At 67.3% G+C, this 18,879-nt stretch carries 19 protein-coding genes; 17 read left to right on the forward strand and 2 right to left on the reverse strand.

Annotated elements, in window-relative coordinates; all coding sequences use genetic code 11:
• Positions 1 to 234: 234 nt before the first annotated feature.
• The 6 genes from EYR15_RS12785 (at position 235) to phnE (EYR15_RS12810) (ending at position 5,685) form a co-directional block, all read left to right on the forward strand.
• Positions 235 to 729 (forward strand): DUF4142 domain-containing protein, encoded by a 495-nt coding sequence (locus tag EYR15_RS12785; protein WP_131003942.1) that lies wholly within the window; start codon positions 235 to 237, stop codon positions 727 to 729.
• Positions 730 to 821: 92 nt separating this feature from the next.
• Positions 822 to 1,709, forward strand: coding sequence for an MBL fold metallo-hydrolase (locus tag EYR15_RS12790; RefSeq protein ID WP_131003943.1), 888 nt, complete (start codon positions 822 to 824; stop codon positions 1,707 to 1,709).
• A gap of 385 nt (positions 1,710 to 2,094) precedes the next feature.
• Positions 2,095 to 2,898, forward strand: a complete 804-nt coding sequence (gene phnC, locus EYR15_RS12795; RefSeq protein WP_131003944.1) for a phosphonate ABC transporter ATP-binding protein — start codon at positions 2,095 to 2,097, stop codon at positions 2,896 to 2,898.
• A gap of 58 nt (positions 2,899 to 2,956) precedes the next feature.
• Entirely contained in the window at positions 2,957 to 3,886 is a 930-nt protein-coding gene (gene phnD, locus EYR15_RS12800) for a phosphonate ABC transporter substrate-binding protein (protein WP_131003945.1), read from the forward strand.
• 27 nt (positions 3,887 to 3,913) lie between these two features.
• Complete coding sequence (phnE, locus tag EYR15_RS12805) at positions 3,914 to 4,816, forward strand: phosphonate ABC transporter, permease protein PhnE (RefSeq protein WP_131003946.1); 903 nt, start codon at positions 3,914 to 3,916, stop codon at positions 4,814 to 4,816.
• Positions 4,813 to 5,685, forward strand: coding sequence for a phosphonate ABC transporter, permease protein PhnE (gene phnE / locus EYR15_RS12810; protein WP_131003947.1), 873 nt, complete (start codon positions 4,813 to 4,815; stop codon positions 5,683 to 5,685). Before phnE (EYR15_RS12805) ends, phnE (EYR15_RS12810) begins: the two co-directional genes overlap by 4 nt.
• Positions 5,686 to 5,701: 16 nt before the next feature.
• Here phnE (EYR15_RS12810) and phnF read toward each other — a convergent pair whose 3' ends face one another.
• On the reverse strand, positions 5,702 to 6,460 hold the full coding sequence (phnF, locus tag EYR15_RS12815; RefSeq protein WP_342635546.1) for a phosphonate metabolism transcriptional regulator PhnF: 759 nt from the start codon (positions 6,458 to 6,460) through the stop codon (positions 5,702 to 5,704).
• Between the two features lie 91 nt (positions 6,461 to 6,551).
• On the opposite strand from phnF, the gene phnG reads away from it, so the two are divergent.
• The 10 genes from phnG to EYR15_RS12865 all read left to right on the forward strand — a co-directional run bounded on the left by phnG (position 6,552) and on the right by EYR15_RS12865 (position 15,809).
• Positions 6,552 to 6,998: a phosphonate C-P lyase system protein PhnG gene (gene phnG, locus EYR15_RS12820; protein WP_245498300.1), complete on the forward strand. Its 447-nt coding sequence runs from the start codon at positions 6,552 to 6,554 to the stop codon at positions 6,996 to 6,998.
• Positions 6,999 to 7,000: 2 nt separating this feature from the next.
• The gene (gene phnH, locus EYR15_RS12825) at positions 7,001 to 7,594 is read left to right on the forward strand and encodes a phosphonate C-P lyase system protein PhnH (protein ID WP_131003948.1); all 594 of its coding nucleotides are present in this window, start codon (positions 7,001 to 7,003) and stop codon (positions 7,592 to 7,594) included.
• On the forward strand, positions 7,594 to 8,691 hold the full coding sequence (locus tag EYR15_RS12830) for a carbon-phosphorus lyase complex subunit (protein WP_131003949.1): 1,098 nt from the start codon (positions 7,594 to 7,596) through the stop codon (positions 8,689 to 8,691). Before phnH ends, EYR15_RS12830 begins: the two co-directional genes overlap by 1 nt.
• 2 nt (positions 8,692 to 8,693) lie before the next feature.
• The gene (locus EYR15_RS12835; protein WP_131004053.1) at positions 8,694 to 9,581 is read left to right on the forward strand and encodes an alpha-D-ribose 1-methylphosphonate 5-phosphate C-P-lyase PhnJ; all 888 of its coding nucleotides are present in this window, start codon (positions 8,694 to 8,696) and stop codon (positions 9,579 to 9,581) included.
• Positions 9,578 to 10,354 carry a phosphonate C-P lyase system protein PhnK gene (phnK, locus tag EYR15_RS12840; RefSeq protein ID WP_131003950.1) on the forward strand — a complete coding sequence of 259 codons (777 nt, stop codon included), beginning with the start codon at positions 9,578 to 9,580 and terminating at the stop codon, positions 10,352 to 10,354. Before EYR15_RS12835 ends, phnK begins: the two co-directional genes overlap by 4 nt.
• Positions 10,351 to 11,055, forward strand: coding sequence for a phosphonate C-P lyase system protein PhnL (phnL, locus tag EYR15_RS12845; RefSeq protein WP_131003951.1), 705 nt, complete (start codon positions 10,351 to 10,353; stop codon positions 11,053 to 11,055). Before phnK ends, phnL begins: the two co-directional genes overlap by 4 nt.
• Positions 11,052 to 12,227, forward strand: coding sequence for an alpha-D-ribose 1-methylphosphonate 5-triphosphate diphosphatase (locus EYR15_RS12850; protein WP_131003952.1), 1,176 nt, complete (start codon positions 11,052 to 11,054; stop codon positions 12,225 to 12,227). Before phnL ends, EYR15_RS12850 begins: the two co-directional genes overlap by 4 nt.
• A complete protein-coding gene (phnN, locus tag EYR15_RS12855) occupies positions 12,224 to 12,832 on the forward strand; it encodes a phosphonate metabolism protein/1,5-bisphosphokinase (PRPP-forming) PhnN (RefSeq protein ID WP_245498301.1) in 609 nt (202 codons plus the stop codon). The genes EYR15_RS12850 and phnN overlap by 4 nt, the downstream gene beginning before the upstream one ends.
• A gap of 84 nt (positions 12,833 to 12,916) precedes the next feature.
• On the forward strand, positions 12,917 to 14,755 hold the full coding sequence (locus EYR15_RS12860; protein ID WP_382237823.1) for a putative bifunctional diguanylate cyclase/phosphodiesterase: 1,839 nt from the start codon (positions 12,917 to 12,919) through the stop codon (positions 14,753 to 14,755).
• 61 nt (positions 14,756 to 14,816) lie between these two features.
• A complete protein-coding gene (locus EYR15_RS12865; RefSeq protein ID WP_131003954.1) occupies positions 14,817 to 15,809 on the forward strand; it encodes an SDR family oxidoreductase in 993 nt (330 codons plus the stop codon).
• A gap of 48 nt (positions 15,810 to 15,857) precedes the next feature.
• Here EYR15_RS12865 and EYR15_RS12870 read toward each other — a convergent pair whose 3' ends face one another.
• Positions 15,858 to 17,837: a methyl-accepting chemotaxis protein gene (locus EYR15_RS12870; RefSeq protein ID WP_131003955.1), complete on the reverse strand. Its 1,980-nt coding sequence runs from the start codon at positions 17,835 to 17,837 to the stop codon at positions 15,858 to 15,860.
• A gap of 304 nt (positions 17,838 to 18,141) precedes the next feature.
• Between EYR15_RS12870 and EYR15_RS12875 the strand changes: the two genes are divergently transcribed.
• The gene (locus EYR15_RS12875) at positions 18,142 to 18,747 is read left to right on the forward strand and encodes a cysteine hydrolase family protein (protein WP_131003956.1); all 606 of its coding nucleotides are present in this window, start codon (positions 18,142 to 18,144) and stop codon (positions 18,745 to 18,747) included.
• Positions 18,748 to 18,879 lie beyond the last annotated feature (132 nt).

Raw genomic sequence — 18,879 nt, forward strand, 5'->3', positions numbered from 1 at the left:
GTGAGAAAACCCCAGCCTCCCCGCAAATGCCTCGAAAACCAGAGACTGGAACAACCACCGGCTGCTGCAAATCAGAATGAAGCATCGACAACATCGTACCTGTCGGCTGAGCAGTTTCGACGAGACCTAAGACGCCTTCTGTCAGCGCATCCCGCGACCATCAATTTTCGCCAGTCTTAGTGGAACGTCTTGCCGACCGCGAGGTTGCCTACACAACGAACATCGGAGGTACTCTTGGATAGACGCCAAATCCTCGCAGCGAGCGCGGGCGCGCTCGCACCGGCCCTGCTCGGCGTGTCTCTCGCCCACGCGCAGACAGCCGCCATGGATTCTATGAAGCTCCCCATCCTCGCGGGCGGCGATTTCGCGACGATGACCAGCAAACTCGCTTTGCGCCGCAGCTCCAATCCCCAGATCACGAACTTCGCCAAGCTGGAGATCACGGAGCAGGCCGCGGTCACCCAGGCGTTCGGCTCGCGTCTCGGCGCTGCAGGCCTGACCCCGAAGCACGCTGCTCTTCTCCAGTCTCTCGAAGCCAGCTCCGACGCCGACTTCGACGCGATGTATCTGAAGGGCCAGCTCATGGGCCATATGGAGCTCATGGCCCTTCACCGCAGCTACTCGAAGCGGGGGGCGGACCCGATGGCGCAGGGCGCGTCCACCGTCGCCGTTCCGGCGATCGAGACCCATATCGCGCTGCTCAAGGGCATCCGCGCCAAGAGCGCGTGACGCCACTGCTGGCGAGGCCCTCGCCGCCTCGTCAGCAGCGTAACGCCGCTTTCGCGCTCCGAGCGAGAAATGCGTCCGGCTTAGAGGTCGTTATGTCCGAGCAGATACCTCTTTCAGACGCCGCCAGCGCGATTGATCCCGCGCAGGATGACCATGGACAAGCGGTCGAAATCGCTCTTGGCGTCGCTTACCAGCGCCTGCTGATGGTGAATGTCGTCCTCATCAACCCGGCAGGCGCGGGCGACCGCGAATGGGTGCTGGTGGACGCCGGCCTCATTGGAACGGCGTCTTCGATCAAGCGGGCCGCCGCTCATCGTTTCGGCGATGGGTCGCGCCCAGCGGCGATCGTTCTGACCCACGGGCATTTCGATCACGTTGGCGCGCTTAAGACGCTTGCGGAGGAATGGGACGTCCCGATCTACGCCCATCCCCTCGAGGCGCCCTATCTCGACGGCCGCTCCTCATATCCGCCAGGAGACCCCAGCGTTGGCGGCGGCCTTATGGCCGCGCTGTCGCGGTTCTATCCCCGCGGCCCCATCGACGTCAGCGGACGTCTCCGATTGCTTTCAGAGACAGGCCGCATCCCGGAACTTCCGGAATGGCGGTGGATCCATACGCCCGGACATAGCGTCGGGCACGTGTCGCTGTGGCGCGAAGCCGATCGCACGCTGATCGCCGGTGACGCCTTCGTCACAACCGGACAGGAAAGCGCCTACGCCGTCGCGACGCAGCGCGCCGAGATGCACGGGCCGCCTGCCTATTACACGACCGACTGGGGCGCGGCCGAAGCCTCCGTCAAGCGTCTCGCCGATCTGGAGCCGGAGGTGGTGGCGACGGGCCATGGCGAGCCCATGCGTGGTCCCGAAATGCGCGCCGCGCTTCGCCAGCTCGCGGACAGGTTCGCGGAAATAGCCGTCCCGAAGGACGGCCGCTACGTCCGAGAGCCGGCGACGACCGCGAATGGGTTGGCTTACCGCTAGACGAACTTGAAAAGGCCCCGCGGCTTTCACCGGCGGCCTCCTCCGTAGAGGTGAGTCTTGAAATCAGGCGGCGGTACGACGCGATCGCTGCTCCATCCACTCGCGATGACGACGCTCGCCGGGGCGGCCTTCGCGAACAACGCCTTTGACTTCTCAGTCGCGCCGCCGTGCGCGTTCATAGGCGGTGACGGTGTCGTCCTAGTTGGTCTTCATCGCCGTCAGCCGTGGCTGTGTTTTCTTCCTTGCAATCGGGGCACTGAAAGGCCTCAACGCGCCCTTCCGCCCCTCGGCGCGGTTGCGGCGGAACGACAGTCGCCGCCTTCTGGACCGTCACGGTAGCTTCTTGAACCGGCTCTAGCGTCCCGCGAAACCTAAGGGATGCAGGATGCTGGAGCTCAGGGGGGTCAGCCGACGATTCGGCCAGACGCTCGCGGTCACGGATGTCGACCTCGCCATCGAGCGCGGCGCGTTCGTCGGCGTGATCGGCCGTTCGGGCGCCGGCAAGTCGACCGTGCTTCGCATGGTCAACCGCCTCGTTTCTCCTTCATCCGGCGCCATTCTCTTCGACGGAATGGACGTCACCGGCCTCAAGGGCGAGGCGCTGCGGGCGTGGCGGGCGCGCTGCGCGATGATCTTCCAGCAGTTCAACCTGATCGGCCGCCTCGACGTGCTAACCAATGTGCTCATGGGGCGGCTGAACCACGCGCCGACCTGGCGCGCGCTGCTCGGGCTGTGGAGCGACGAGGACCGCGCCATCGCGCTTTCGGCGCTCGAACAGTTCGACATCGCGAACCTCGCCTCCGAACGCGCCGAAAATTTGTCGGGCGGCCAGCAGCAACGCGTGGCGATCGCTCGCGCGCTGGTGCAGGAGCCGGACGTTATCCTCGCCGACGAGCCGATCGCCTCGCTCGACCCGCGCAACACCCGTCTGGTCATGGACGCGTTGAAGCGCATCAACCGGCGCTACGGCATTACGGTCGTCGTCAACCTCCATTCCCTCGAGATCGCGCGCAGCTATTGCGACAGCCTTGTCGGCATGGCGGCCGGCCGCGTGGTTTTCCGCGGCGGCCCGGCCGACCTGACCGCCGATGCCGCCCGCGCGCTCTACGGCCTCGAGGCGGAGGAGCAGCTTGAGGCCCTTTCGGCGACGCCGGCGCCCGCTCCGGTCCGCGTCGTCGCGCACGCCTGAGCGTCCGCGTTCCACACCCTTGTCTCGCGTCTCCTCACGCCATCAACAGGATATCGCCATGCTGAACCGCCGCATCCTGCTAAGCGCCGCGATCGCCATCGGCCTCGCGAGCCCCTTCGCCGCCCACGCGCAGAGCTGGAAGGAGAAGTATCCGGAGATCACGCTCGGCGCGATCCCGGTGGAGAACGCCTCCACGACGACGGACCGCTACGGCAAGCTCGCCGAGTATCTGACCAAGGAGCTCGGCGTGAAGGTCACGCTGCGCATCGCCAACGACTATGCCGCGGTGATCGAGGGTCAGCGCGCCGGCAACATCCAGATCGCCTATTACGGCCCGGCCTCTTACGCACGCGCGGTCATGACCGGCGTCGAGACCGAGCCGCTGGTCGTGCCGCGGCACAACAATGACTCGACCGGCTATTATTCGGTGATCTACGTGCGCGCCGACAGCCCGTACAAGCACGTGCAGGATCTCCGAGGCAAGACGCTCGGGCTGGTCGACCCCAACTCCACCTCCGGCAACAACGCGCCCCGCTTCTTCCTCGACAAGCAGGGGATCACCGTCGACACGTTCTTCGGCAAGACGGTGTTCGCAGGCAGCCACGAGAACGCGGTCCTGGCGCTCAGCCAGGGCACGGTCGACGCCGCGGCGAACGCCTGGAACTCCGAGAACGACAACCAGCTGACCCGCATGGCGACGAAGGGCATGCTCAAGGACGCGAACGGCAAGACGCTCTCGCCGGCCGACTTCCGCGTAATCTTCAAGTCCGACTTCCTGCCCGAAGCGCCGCTCGCGGTGCTGAAGGAGATGCCAGACGACCTCAGGCAGGCGATCCGACAGGCGCTGCTCGACATGCCCAAGAAGGACAAAGTCAGGTTCGATGCGCTTTCCGACGGCAAGGACAAGGAGTTCGTGCCGGTCTCAGAGAAGGATTACGAGCCGATCGTCGAGATGCTCAAGTTCAACGACAAGGCGCGCAAGACCTGACCTGAGCGACGCTGACGGTCGGCCGCCATGCGCGGAGAACCGCCGATCCGCGCGGTGCTGGGGCTCGCCGAAGGGCGGGCCCGCGTTCTGCTCGGCGCGTATGACGGCGCGGTCCGCGTCCGGCGGCTGCAGACCTTCGCGATTCTGGCGGCGGTCGTCTGCCTCGCTTTGCTGTCCGCTTATGTCGCGGAGGTCGAGCCTTCGACCTTCTCGAAGAACCTCTACCGCTTCACCAACTATCTCTACCGCATCCTGCCGTCGCTCACCGTGGCCAATCTCGCAGGCGACGTGGCGGACTGGTACTGGCGGTTCGGCGTCTGGATGCGGCTCCTCATCGAGACGCTACTGATCGCCTATCTCGGCACCCTGATCGGCGCGCTCGGCGCGGTCGCGCTGTGCTTCGCAGCTTCCAACAATTTCGGACGGAACAAGGCGCTGCGCTTCGCAACGCGGCGGCTGCTGGAATTCCTGCGCACAGTGCCGGAGGTCGTGTTCGCGCTGCTGTTCGTGATCGCCTTCGGGCTCGGGCCGATGGCGGGCGTTCTCGCGCTCGGCATCCACAGCGTCGGCTCGCTCGGCAAGCAGTTCTTCGAGATCGTCGAGAACGTCGACATGAAGCCGGCCGAGGGCGTACGCGCCTCCGGCGGGAATTGGCTCCACACGGTGCGGTTCGCGGCCTGGCCGCAGGTCGCGCCGGGCTTCGCCTCCTATGCGCTGATGCGCTTCGAGATCAACGTGCGCGGCGCCTCCGTGATGGGCTTCGTCGGGGCCGGCGGCATCGGGCAGGAGCTGATCTCGGCGATCCGCCAGTTCTATTATTCCGACGTCAGCGCGATCCTTCTGATGATCCTGGTCACTGTGGTGCTCATCGACCTCGGCGCGGAGCAAGTCCGCCACCGGCTCATCGGGCTGAAGGGAGCCAGCGCATGAAGGGATCTCCGCCGGGAGTCCGCGCCGACGCGCTCGGCCAGCTGCCACGGCTGAAGACGGCCTACGCAACCGAGTTTTCAAACCGCTCCCGCGGCGTGAGGCTGGCGCTCGCAGCGGGCGCCATCGCGCTACTGACAGGTTACGCTTTGTGGGCGCTCGACTTCTCGCTCGTCCGCATCCTGTCCGGGCTCGGGCGGCTCGGGGATTTCTCGCTGATGATGCTGCCTCCCTCCGCGGGCGGGCGTTTCGCCATCTATCTGCAGTCGCTCTTCGAGACGGTGGCGATCGCCTATCTCGGCACGCTGGTCGCCGGGCTGTTCGCATTTCCCTTCGCCTTCCTCGCAGCCAAGAACGTCATCCCGAACATCTTCGTGCATTTCGGCGCGCGGCGGGTGCTGGACGTATTCCGGGGCGTCGACACGCTGATCTGGGCGCTGCTCTGGGTGAACGTGGTCGGCCTCGGCCCCTTCGCCGGCGTTCTCGCGATCGCGTGCTCGGATTTCGGCTCGCTTGGAAAACTGTTCTCGGAGGCGATCGAGACCGCGGCCCAGGGGCCGGTCGACGGCGTCGCTTCGGCGGGCGGCGCGCGGGCGCATCAGATCAGATTCGGGATTCTGCCCCAGATCGTGCCGGTGATCGGCGGACTGACGCTCTATTTCATCGAGTCGAACACGCGCTCCGCCACGATCATCGGAATTGTCGGCGCCGGCGGCATCGGCGTGCATCTCGCGGAGCAGATCCGCGTGCTCAACCTGCAGGACGTCTCCTGCCTCATCCTGATGATACTGGCAGCCGTGACGGCGATCGACTTCGTCTCGGGAAAGCTTCGCGTCGGCATGATCGGCAAGCGCGGCGAGGCCATGGCCTGACGACCGACGGCGCCGCCTAGCTGTCCACCGTCAGCTGCACGCGGTCGGCGGCGAATACCGCGTCGGTCGCCTGGATGGGCGCGCCCGCCTCGTCGACGTTCAGCCCCTCGACAACCAGCACGACGCGGCCCGGCGCGAGGTCGAGCAGCGTCGCCTCCTCCGCAGTCGCGACCCGTGCGGAGATCTGGGTGCTGACGCGCCGGTAGTCGGCGACGCCGCACGCGCCGAGCGCCTTGGTGATCGAACCCGACTCGGTGAGCGCGACCGCAAAGCCGGAGAAGCGCGGCAGCGGCAGGCGGCTATGTCCAACGGAGATCGGAACGTCATCCGCGAACCGGCGGGTCCTTGTCTCGACCACCATCGAGCCGATCGCGACGCCGAGCCGCGTCGCAAGGGCCTCCGGCGCCGGCAGTTCGCGTGCGGAGAGCATTTCGCCGCCGGCCTCGTGACCGGCACGTCCGACGTTCTCAGTGAACCGCACCCGCGCGCCGATCGGATAGGGCAGCGGCCCCGCCTCGACGAAGGTCCCCCTGCCCTGCGCCGCCCGCACCATCCCCTCGGAGGCGAGCGCCGCAAGCGCCCGCCTGGCGGTGTGGCGGTTCACGGAGAAGCGCGCGGCGAGCTGCGCCTCGGTCGGCAATTGGTCGCCAGGAGCGAGGACGCCCGCGCGGATCTGGCCGGCAATCTGGTCCGCGATCTGCCGCCATGCGGTGAGGCCCCGCCCACGCTCGATCCCGGTCGTCACGGCGGCGTCTTCCTCGGCGTGCAGGCTCATGCGGACCCCGTCATTGAAAAGTCACTAGACAAACTGATCCAGTTGTCTAGATTACTCAACAACTGGTTTTAGCGACGCGGGAGCATAACGCATGACCCCCGAACTCATCGAACAGCGACGCGACGTGATGCGGATTTGCGCCGATGCGCGCGCAGGGGAACTCGCCGCCGCTCTCGACGCGCTGTCCCCGCTCCCCGATGCGTCAGACTTCCGCACGCCCGAATCCGGTCTCGTGATGTTGCGCGGGCGGATGGGCGGCGACGGGCGCGCGTTCAATTTCGGGGAGGCGACCGTGACGCGGGCGGCCGTCCGGATCGATACCGGCGAGGTTGGCCACGCCTACCAGCTCGGCCGTGACCGGGCGAAAGCGCGCGTCGCCGCGATCCTCGACGCGCTCGTGCAGAGCGGGAAAGCCAATGAGGTCGTCGCCGCCCTCGCGCCGGCGTCACGACGTATCGCCGAGGAGCGCGCGCTCGTCCGCCGCCAGACCGCCGCCACACGGGTCGACTTCTTCACGATGACGCGCGGGGAAGACTGATGATGACGCTCGCCGCAGGCTTCGATGATGCCGTTTCCGAGGCGCAATCCTGCTTCCGCGCGGTGATGGGCGCGCTTTCACGCCCCGGCCTCGTGAAGCCGCTCGCCTCCGGAATCCGCCCACCGGCGCCGCTGACGCCGGAACTGGCGGCGATCGCGCTGTCGCTCGCCGATCCCGACGCCCCGCTTTGGCTCGACCGGCGCCTGTCGGCGTCGTCCGATGTCCGCGACTTCCTGCGCTTCCACACCGGCGCCCGGATCGTCGAGCAATCCGATGACGCCGCCTTCGCGCTGGTGGTCGACCCGGCCTCGATGCCGGATCTCAGCGAATTCGCGCAAGGGTCCGACGCCTATCCCGACCGCTCGACGACGATCGTCGTCGCAGCCGAGACACTGACGGAAGGCGGGCCGCTCGTCCTCAAAGGGCCCGGCGTCGACGGCGAGGCGCGTCTGGCGGTCGCGCCGCTTCCGACCGCCTTCGTCGCGCAGCTCGCCGACAACCGCGCCGGCTTTCCGCGCGGCGTCGACCTGCTGATCGTCGCGGAGGAGCGGATCGCCGCGCTTCCGCGCTCCACCGAAGTCGAGGAGGCGGCCTGATGTATGTCGCGGTCAAAGGCGGAGAGCGGGCGATCGAGAACGCCCACAGGCTGCTCGCCGCGAAGCGCCGGGGGCCGACCGACACGCCCGAAATCTCCGTCGAGCAGATCGACTCCCAGCTCGCTCTCAGCGTCGACCGGGTGATGACCGAGGGCTCGCTCTACGATCGCGGGCTGGCGGCTCTCGCGATCAAGCAGGCGCGCGGCGACCTGATCGAGGCGATCTTCCTCGTCCGCGCCTTCCGCACCACCCTGCCCCGCTTCGGCGTGTCCGAGCCCATCGACACCGCGGCGATGGACGCCGAACGCCGGGTCTCCGCGACCTTCAAGGACATGCCGGGCGGCCAGGTTCTGGGGCCGACCTTCGATTACACGCACCGGTTGCTCGATTTCACGCTGGCGACGAACGGCGAAGCGCCGCCCTCTCCTGCCGAGGCCGACGAACTTGTGGGCGGAATGCCGCGCGTGACCGATCTGCTCGACGCCCAGAGCCTCATCGAGCGCGAGACCGATGACGGCGCCGAGGCCGGCGACCTCACCCGCGAGCCGCTGGACTTCCCCGCCGACCGCGACCTCCGCCTGCAGGCGCTCGCCCGCGGCGACGAAGGGTTCCTGCTCGCGCTTGGCTATTCGACCCAGCGCGGTTTCGGCCGCACCCACGCCTTCACGGGCGAGATCCGCTTCGGCGAGATCGAGGTCGAGTTCGCGCCGGAGGAGCTGGGCTTCGCCGTTCCGCTCGGGCGCATCTCGCTCACCGAATGCCAAATGGTGACGCAGTTCACCGGCTCCGCCGAGCAGCCGCCGCAGTTCACGCGGGGGTACGGCGTCGCCTTCGGCCAGAGCGAGCGCAAGGCCATGTCGATGGCCATGGTCGATCGGGCGCTGCGGGCCAAGGAGTTCGACGAGGAGGCGAAGTCCCCCGCGCAGGACGAGGAATTCGTTCTCACCCATTCCGACAACGTCGCCGCGACCGGCTTCGTCGAGCACCTGAAACTGCCGCATTACGTCGACTTCCAGGCCGAGCTCCAACTGTTGCGTCGGCTAAGGGAAGAACACGCCGAGCGGGAGGATGACGGAATGAGGGAGGCCGCGGAATGACGATGCAGACCACCGGCTACAACTTCGCTTATCTCGACGAGCAGACGAAGCGGATGATCCGTCGCGCGATCCTCAAGGCGATCGCGATCCCCGGCTATCAGGTCCCGTTCGCGAGCCGCGAGATGCCGATGCCCTATGGCTGGGGCACCGGCGGCGTGCAGGTGACCGCGGCGATCCTCGGCCATAGCGACGTGCTGAAGGTCATCGACCAGGGCTCGGACGACACCACCAACGCGGTCTCGATCCGCAAGTTCTTCGGCAAAGTCGCCGGCGTCGCCACGACCACGAAGACCGCGGAAGCGACGATCATCCAGACGCGCCACCGCATCCCCGAGGCGCCGCTTCGGGAGGACCAGACGCTCGTCTATCAGGTCCCGATCCCCGAGCCGCTGCGCTTTTTGGAGCCGCGCGAGACCGAGACGCGGACGATGCACGCGCTCGCCGAATACGGGCTGATGCACGTCAAGCTCTACGAGGACATCGCCCGGCACGGCCATATCGCGACGACCTATGCCTATCCGGTCGAGGTCGCCGGCCGCTACGTGACCGACCCGTCGCCGACGCCGAAATTCGACAACCCGAAGATGGACATGTGCGCGGCGCTGCAGCTCTTCGGAGCCGGACGCGAGAAGCGGATCTACGCAATCCCGCCTTACACGCCGGTGCGAAGCCTCGATTTTGAGGACCATCCCTTCGCGGTCCAGCAGTTCGCTGAGCCCTGCGCGCTCTGCGCCGCGCGCGGCGTCTATCTCGACGAGGTGATCCTCGACGACCGGGGCAAGCGGATGTTCGTCTGCTCCGACACCGACCATTGCGAGGAGCGTCGCGCGGCCGGCCATCATGGCGCGATGCTCGACACGGCGCCGCAAGCCATTGCGGGGACGAGATGACCGACGAACCGCTGCTCCGGGCCCGCGGGCTCACCAAGCATTACGGCGAACGCATCGGCTGCGCCGACGTCTCCTTCGACCTCTATGAGGGCGAGGTGCTGGCGATCGTCGGGGAGTCCGGGTCCGGGAAATCCACTCTGCTGGGCCTGCTCGCGAACGAGCTTCCGGCGACCGCGGGCGAGGTGCTCTACCGGATGCGCGACGGAATCGTGCGCGACATAGCGAGCTTGAGCGAACCCGAACGCCGCCTGCTCGCCCGCACCGACTGGGGCTATGTCCGGCAGGACTCGCGGGAGGGCTTACGCATGCGCGTCTCCGCCGGCGCCAATGTCGGCGAGCGCCTGATGGCGCTTGGCGAGCGTCGCTACGCCGGCATCCGCGAGACCGCGCTCACCTGGCTCGACCGCGTCGAGATCGCCCGCAACCGGATCGACGACCGGCCGACCGATTTTTCCGGCGGCATGCGCCAGCGCCTCCAGATTGCGCGCAACCTCGTCACCAATCCGCGCCTCGTCTTCATGGACGAGCCGACCTCCGGCCTCGACGTCTCCGTCCAGGCGCGGCTGCTCGATCTCGTGCGCGGCCTTGTGGCGGATCTCGGGCTCGCGATCGTCATCGTCACGCATGATCTCGCGGTCGCGCGACTGCTGTCGCACCGGATTGTCGTCATGCGGCGGGGACGCGTGGTCGAGACCGGGCTGACCGACCAGGTGCTCGACGACCCGCGCGACGCCTATTCACAACTCCTCGTCTCATCGGTGCTGGCGGCATGACGACCATGGTTCGCCTCGAAGGCGTCTCGAAGAGCTTCACGCTCCATTTGCGCGGCGGGGTGGTGATCGACGCTGTGCATGACCTCAGCCTCACGGCGAAGGCCGGCGAATGCGTCGCGCTCGGCGGGCCGTCGGGCGCCGGCAAGTCTTCGGCGCTCAAGATGATCTACGGCAATTACCGGATCGACGGCGGCTCCGTCCGCATCCGCCACGACGGAAGCGAGGTCGAGATGGCGGGGGCCGATCCGCGCGTGATCATGGCGATCCGGGCGCGGACGCTCGGCTATGTCAGCCAGTTCCTGAGAGTGATCCCCCGCGTTCCGGCGATCGATATCGTGGCGGAAGCCGCGGCCGATCGCGGCGGCGACCGCGAGGCCGCGCGAGACGAGGCCGCGCGGCTGCTGACGCTGCTCAACATTCCGGAACGCCTCTGGGCGCTTCCGCCCGCGACCTTTTCCGGCGGCGAGCAACAGCGGGTGAATGTGGCGCGCGGCTTCGCAGCCCGTCGGCCGGTCCTGCTGCTCGACGAACCCACGGCGTCGCTCGACGCCGCCAACAAGCAGGTCGTCGTCGACCTGATCACAGAGAAGAAACAGGCGGGCGTCGCGATCATCGGCATCTTCCACGACGCGGAAATCCGCTCCGCGGTCGCCGATGATGTGGTCGAGATCGCGGCCGTCAGCCAGAAGGAGGCGGCATGAACGCGCTCATACGATCGATCGAACCGGTCCAGGCGCCCACGGTGATGGCCAATGCGCGGATCGTGCTGACGGACCGCGTGATCGAGAACGGCTGGATCGCCGTTGACGAGGGCCGCATCGCTGAAATCGGCGAGGGCGCCGCGCCCAAACGCGCGATCGATCTCGGCGGCGACATCCTGATCCCGGGCCTCATCGAGCTCCACACCGACCATCTCGAAGCGCATTACGCGCCGCGACCAAAGGTGCGCTGGAGCCCGTTCGGCGCGGTGCTCGCTTATGACGCGCAGATCGCGGCGAGCGGCATCACGACCGTGTTCGACTCGCTCCGGGTGGGATCCGACGCGGATGCCGGCTCCCTCGGTGGAGAAATCTGGGCGCTGTCGAACGCGATCCGCGATGCGGCCGACGCCGGCCACCTCCGGGTCGAGCATCGCACGCATCTGCGCTGCGAACTCTCCGCGCCTGATGTGATCGACGTCGCGGAAGACTATCTCGCGCGTTTCAGCGCCGACTTGATCTCGCTGATGGACCACACGCCCGGCCAGCGGCAGTTCCGCAGCCTGGAGGCGTGGCGCATATACTACTCACGCAAGTCGCCGATGTCCGACGCCGAACTCGACTCCTTCGTCGTCAAGCGCCAGGAGCTGCACCAGAAGCACGCTGGCGACCACCGCAGGCGGTTGATCGCGCTCGCGGCCGAGCGCGGCGTTCCGCTCGCGAGCCACGACGACACCACCCTCGAGCACGTCGCGGAATCGCTCGCCGACGGGGTCGCCATCGCCGAGTTCCCGACGACCGCGGAGGCGGCCGAAGCCTCCCATCTCGGCGGCGTGCGCGTGATGATGGGCGCGCCCAACATCGTTCGCGGCGGCTCGCATTCCGGCAACGTCGCGGCGGTCGACCTCGCGCGCGCCGGCCATCTCGATATCCTCTCGTCCGATTACGTCCCGTCAAGCCTGCTGATGGCGGCGTTCGAACTGCCGACGCGCATACCCGGCATGACGCTTCCCGACGCGATCCGGACCGTCACCGAAGCTCCCGCAGAAGCCACCGGCCTTTCCGACCGCGGACGGATCGCGGAAGGGCTGCGGGCAGACCTCGTCCGCGTGCGGCTGGCGAGCGAAGGACCGGTGGTGCGTCAGGTCTGGCGGGAAGGCCGCGTGGTGTCGTGAGCGCTTTGCCGGCGACCATCAGCGCCGAACCTTCCCGGAACGGCCGCTTCGTCTGCGTCGTGGGCCCAAGCGGCGCCGGCAAGGACACGCTGATCAATCTCGCGCGCGAAAGGCTCGCCCGCGATCCACGCTTCGTCTTCGTGCGCCGCCTCATCACGCGGCCGCCTTACGCCGGGGAAGATCACGAGCCGATCTCGGAGACGCAGTTCGAGGAGGCCGAGCGCCGATCCGCATTGGCCATCAGCTGGCGCGCGCACGGACTTTGCTACGGCGTGCCGGACAGCGTTCGGACCGTGGTCGCGAGCGGGGCCGTCGTCGTCTGCAACATGTCGCGCGCGGCGATACCAGATGCGCGGCGGCTGTTCCCGACCTCGCTCGCGCTCGTCACAGCGCCTCCGGAGATCCTTGCCGAAAGGATCGCCGCGCGCGGACGCGAAAGCGTCGCGGATGCTCTGGCGCGCCTTCGTCGGAAGGTCCAGTCGCCGCCGGATACGGCCTATGACCTTGTCATCGAGAACGTCACAACGCCGGAGCGCGGCGCCGCCGACCTTGAAGCCTTCCTCCGGCCGCTCGCGGGCGAACACAGGGGTCGTCGGAACGGCTAGCGCGGCAATTACTTACCTTCATTCGTAACCGATGTTAAACATTTCAGCAGGAAGGATCATCCTCCGCCACGGCTGGACATGAACGTGCTAGCCCACTTCCAGCAGACAATCTTGGAGATGATCGCCCGCGGCCGGTCGGCCGAGGAGGTCGCGGACAGCATCTGTCGTCACGCAGAATGCGCCGCCGAAGGCGTGATGTGCTCCCTCATCCTCGTCGATCGATCCGGGCGTCTTCATCCGCTCGCCGGCCCGAGCCTCCCGGCTCACTACTCCGCCGCTATTGACGGCATGGCGGCCGGACCCGCCGCCGGCTCCTGCGGAACCGCCGCCTTTCTCCGAAAGCCGATCGCCGTCACCGACATCTCGACCGATCCGCGCTGGGTCGATTTCAGGGCGCTCGCCGAGCCGCTCGGCATCCGGGCCTGTTGGTCCAGCCCGATCCTGCACAGCGACGGACGCGTGCTCGGAACCTTCGCCTTCTACTATTCCGAAAGCCGCGGGCCGAGCGAGCAGGAAGAAAGGCTCGTCGCGGCGTGCGTGGACCTCTGCTCGATACTGCTCGAGCGCGACGAGGTCAGGGCGGAGAACCACAAGCTCGCTTACTTCGACGTACTGACCAAGCTAGGCAATCGGGCGAACTTCAACAGAACGCTCGACGCAGCCTGCGGGGCCGGAAGCGGCGCCATCGGACTGCTGTTCGTCGACGTCGACCGCCTCAAGCGGGTCAACGACACGTTCGGTCACGGCGCCGGAGACGACATGATCCGGGAAGTCGGCCGCCGGATCGCGCGCAGCGCGTGGCCGGGCAAGGCGTTCCGGGTCGGCGGAGACGAGTTCGCCGTCCTCATCGTAGGAGAAAGCGCGGACGCCGAAGCGCCGCTGGCGGCCGAGCGGATCCTGGCCTCGATGCGCGAGCCCGCTCTATGCGGCGCGCACGTGCTGGAGCCGGGAGTGACCTGCGGGGGCGCGACATCGAAGGCCGCCAACGCCTGCGACACGGCGAAGCTCCGGAGGAACGCCGATCTCGCGCTCTATCACGCCAAGGAGATCACCCGAGGAGGCTTCGTCCTTCACGGCGACGAGTTGGCGAGCACGATCGCCAAGCGGTTCCGAGCCCTGCAGACCGTCACGAGCGCCCTCGCCGAAGATCGGATGGAGGCGCACTACCAGCCGGTCGTCAGGTTGGACACCCAAGAAATCATCGGCCTCGAGGCGTTGTGCCGGATACGGACGAGAGACGGAGAGATCCTGGCCGCCGGAAGCTTCGCCGAGGCGATGCTCGATCTGTCGATCGGAAGCCTCGTCACCGACCGCATGCTGAGCCAGGTCGCACGCGACGTCCGGCACTGGCTCGATCAGGGCATCGCGCTCCAGCATGTCGGCGTGAACGTCTCCATGGCGGACTTCCAGAGGGGCGATCTGCGCGAGCGCATCTCCGCCGCCTTCGCGCGTCATCAAGCGCCGCTCAAGCACGTCATCCTCGAGGTGACGGAATCCGTCTACATGGAGGGCAGCGACCGCAAGGTCGTCCGCACGATCGAGGAGCTTCGCGCCGAAGGGCTGCTCGTCGCGCTCGACGATTTCGGGACGGGCTACGCCTCCCTGACGCACCTGCTCACCTTCCCCGTGGACATCATCAAGATCGACAAGAGCTTCGTCGACCGGATGGCGGCCGGAAACGCCGGCGAAGTGATCGTGAAGGCGCTGCTCGACATGGCCAAGGGCCTCCGCATACGGATCGTCGCCGAGGGCGTCGAGTCTGACGAGCAGTCCGCCCAGCTCCAGCGGCTCGGATGCAGTCTCGCGCAAGGATATCTTTTCGGACGCGCCGCCGACCGCGACGCGACGACGGAGGCGCTGCTTCACTTCGGTCAGAAGCCGGCGGCTCCGCTCGGCGGCGCGACAGGATCGTTCGCGGCCTGACGCCGAGCGCCGGAACCGAGCAGGCCGAGCGCCGTTGCCCCGCCATAACGGGGGAAAGCGCATGTCCAAGTCCAGTTCCGCGCCTGTCGTCGTGGTCACCGGCGCATCCGCCGGCGTCGGCCGCGCGATCGCGCTTCGCTTCGCGGCCGGCGGGTACGCCGTCGCGCTGATCGCGCGCGACGAGGCCGCGCTGGAGGCGGCGCGCTCCGAAGTCGAGAGCTTCGGCGTCTCGGCGATCGCCGTTCCGGCCGACGTGGCCGACGCCGACGCCATTCTTCAAGCCGCGGAACGCGTCGAGCGCGAGCTCGGACCGATTGCGGTTTGGATCAACAACGCGATGGTCACCGTCATCTCGCCCTTCGCGGCGGTGACGCCTGATGAATATCGGCGCGTGACCGAGGTCACCTATCTCGGCGCGGTGCACGGCACGATGGCGGCGCTCAAGCACATGAAGCCGCGCGACTGGGGGCGCGTCGTCCAGATCGGGTCGGCGCTAGCCTATCGCGGCATCCCGCTCCAGTCGGCCTATTGCGGCGCCAAGCACGCGATCCGCGGCTTCAGCGAAAGCGTGCGCTCCGAACTGATCCATGACGGATCGGGCGTGCGGCTCATGATGATCGACCTCCCTGCGGTGAACACGCCGCAGTTCGACTGGGCGAGGACGCACGTCCTGCGGAAACCTCGCCCGATGGGCGCGCCGGTCCAGCCCGAGGCGATTGCGGACGGCGTTTTCCGCGCAGTCGAGGGCGGCGCGCACGACTACTGGATCGGCTGGATGACCGCCCTCACGGTGCTCGGCAACGCCGTTTTGCCGGGCTTCATGGACCGATATCTCGCGAGAGCGGTCGAGGGTCAGCAGACGGCGATCGCCGTCTCGCGGGAGCGGATCGACAACCTCCTGGCGCCCGCCCCCGGCCACCGCACCGAGGGTTCGTTCGGCGCCGAGGCCGGATCAAGCGCTTCGCTGCTGCCGGCAAGCGCCGTGCGGATCGGCGTCGTCGCGGTCGGTGCGCTCGTCTGCGCCGCAATAGGCGCTGCGATCAGACGCCGATGATGCCGTGACGCCTTCAGACTGACCGCGTCACGGCGCTCGTTTGGCGGCTTACGCCGCGCGAACCGCGCCCAGGAAGTTCTGGACCTGCCCACGCAGACGGTCGGCTTCGCGCGCGAGTTCGCTGGAGGAGGCGAGCACCTGCCCCGCCGCCGTACCGGTTTCCTCCGCCGCGCGCGCCACGCCGAAGATGTTCGAAGTCACCTCGCGCGTGCCGGCGGAAGCCTGGCTGACGGAGTTCGCGATCTCACGGGTTGCGGCGCTCTGCTGCTGGACCGCGCCCGCCATGGCGAGCGTCGTCTGGCTGATCGACTGGATCGTGCCGGAGATTCCGGAGATCGCCGTCACGGCTTGGCTGGTGGACTGCTGGATCGAGGCGATCTGCGCGCCGATGTCCGAGGTCGCCGAAGCCGTCTGCTCGGCGAGGCCCTTCACTTCGGCGGCGACCACCGCGAAACCGCGGCCGGCCTCGCCGGCGCGGGCCGCCTCGATAGTGGCGTTCAGCGCGAGCAGGTTGGTCTGGCTCGCAATGGTGGAGATCAGGTCGACGATCGCGCCGACGCGGCCCGCAGCGGCCGAAAGGTTCTCCACGATCACGCCGGTCGCGCTCGCCTCGGCGACGGCCGCTTTCGCCATCTCCGCGGAGCGGGCGACCTGACGGTCGATCTCGCTGACCGAAGCGCCGAGCTCCTCGGCTGCGCTCGACACCGTCATGACGTTGCTGCCGGCCTCTTCGGCGGCTGCGGCGACAGTGGTCGAACGCGACGCGGTCTCGGTCGCGGTGGCGGTGAGCTGCTGCGCCGTCGCCTGCATCTCGGTCGCGGCTGAGGACACCACGCCGACCACCTGGGTCACCGAATGGTCGAAGCCGCGCACCAGGTCGTCGACCGCCTTCGCCCGGCGCTCGCGCGCCGCCTGCTGGGCGGCCTGATCGGCCCGCATCTGCTCCGTCTCGATCAGCGCCTGGCGGAACACTTCGACGGAGCGCGCCATGGCGCCGATCTCGTCCTGGCGATCTGTGTGCGGAGCGGCGACGGAGTATTCGCCGTTCGCGAGCGTCACCATGGTGCGGTTGAGCGCGCCGATCGGGCGACCGAGATTGCGCGCGAGCCACAGGGCAAGCGCAAGGGCGCCTGCTGAGACGACCACGAGCACCACGAGCAGAAGCTGAAGCGCATGCGTCCGGGCGGCGACGAAGGGCGAGATGTCGAGCGCCACTTCGACCGTGCCGATCGCCTTGCCCGAATAGTTCTTGAGCGGGCCGGCGAGCACCGCGGTCGGACGGTCCTGGAGCGAGGTTTCGCTCCACTTGATCGTCTGTTCGCGGGCGGCGCGCTGACGGTCGGCCGGTAGTAGGGTCTTCTCGTCGAAGGTCGATCCGAGCGTCTGAACCCCCTCGTCGCCCACGAGATGCATGGCGACGTCGACGCCGAGGCGGCGCTTCAGATCGATGAAGAAGTCGCTCTTGAGAGGCGCGCCGACGTCGGCGACGCCAACCAGCTTGCCATTGTCGAAGGCTGGCACGCCGGCAAAGATGCTGATGCTGTCGCGCCCCGGCTCGACCCCAACCATCGGCTTGCCCTGATCCACCGCGTCCTTGAGCATCTTCCGACGAGTAAACGTGTTGTCGTCGAACTTCTCGGGCGTGTGGACACGCGCCAGCGCTATGCCGTCTGCGGTGTGGAAGGTGATGAGGGAGAGGTTCAGATCCTGCTTGATCGCGCCAAGGAGCGGAGAAAAAAGAGCGATCAGCGCAGCTCTGTCCTTGCCGACGAAGGCGGCGCCGACAGCCGGATTGGTCGCAATCGTCTGCGCCACTCCGAGCGCGCGCTGCCCCTGATCGGCCATGGCGGACACGACGGCGTCATAGCGCTGGGTGAGCGCCGCCTCGATGGCGAGATCGCTGGCCGCGCTTTGTTGCCAATAGCCGAGCGCGCCCACGGCCGCGGCTGCCGCGAGCGTGGAAGCGAGCATCGCCGCTGTAAGCTTCGAGCCGATGGCGCGAAAGCCGCCGAAATGAAGAGCCGTCATGCGTTCCCCCTGGATACCGCCAGACTGCAAGCGAATTTATAATAGACTATTAGCGATAAGGCTTTTTCTTCCTGAGATTTTGAATAGTGATCAAATGAAAGCTTTGTCGCGCTTCTGGCGCGCAGCAACGGCTGCCGCGCCGATCGGCGCCGCCGGAACGATCCGCGGCTTTCAAGCTTTCAGTTGAACCTGCGCCGGGGCGCTCGATCGGCGGGCGTTTCACAACGCGGTCGCAGGCCGAACGTTAGAGGCGACAGACAGGAGGACACGGGTCAGCGCACGGGCGCTCCATCCGCATGCATCAATGGACAGCTTCAAGATCGATAGTCGACGAACGGCGCATCTATGCCTGGATATGCAGAAGATGTTCGCCGAGGACACGGAATGGCGAACGCCCTGGATGGACCGTGTGCTTCCGGTGGTCGCCGAGATTGCGGCGCGCCACAAACGCCAGACTTTCTTCACCCGCTTCGTTCCGCCCGCCCGAGCGGAGGACGCCAAAGGCTGCTGGCGGAACTATTTCTCTCGCTGGCGTTCCTTCACGCGCGAGGAGATCAATCCCGAACTCATAGAGCTCGTCGAGCCGCTGAAGCGCCTCGTTCCGCCGGCGAGGCTGATCGACAAACCTGGCTTTTCGCCGTTTTTCGGAACGCCGCTTTACGCCGAACTCCGGAGCCTCGATATCGACACTCTGGTCGTGACAGGCGCGGAAACCGACGTCTGCGTGCTGGCGGCCGTGCTGTCGGCGATCGACCTCGGCTTTTTTGTCGTGCTCGTGAAAGACGGGCTCTGCAGTTCGTCGGACGAAACCCACGACGCGATGCTGACGCTCTACGGCAACCGTTTCAGCCAGCAGCTTCGCATGGTGGACGCCGCGGACCTTATCGAGGTCTGGCCGGAGAGCGCCTGAAGGCTTGGACCCAATGCTGGCGAAGCCAGTCTCGAATCAAAGCCTCCGAGCCGCTCAGTCTCCATTCCGCCGCGTCCCCGGTCCCTTGCTGCGATGGGTAGACGGCTTGTCACAAGCGCTTTCTTCGAAGAT

The sequence above is a fragment of the Hansschlegelia quercus genome (assembly GCF_004310425.1).
Taxonomy (GTDB): domain Bacteria; phylum Pseudomonadota; class Alphaproteobacteria; order Rhizobiales; family Methylopilaceae; genus Methylopila; species Methylopila quercus.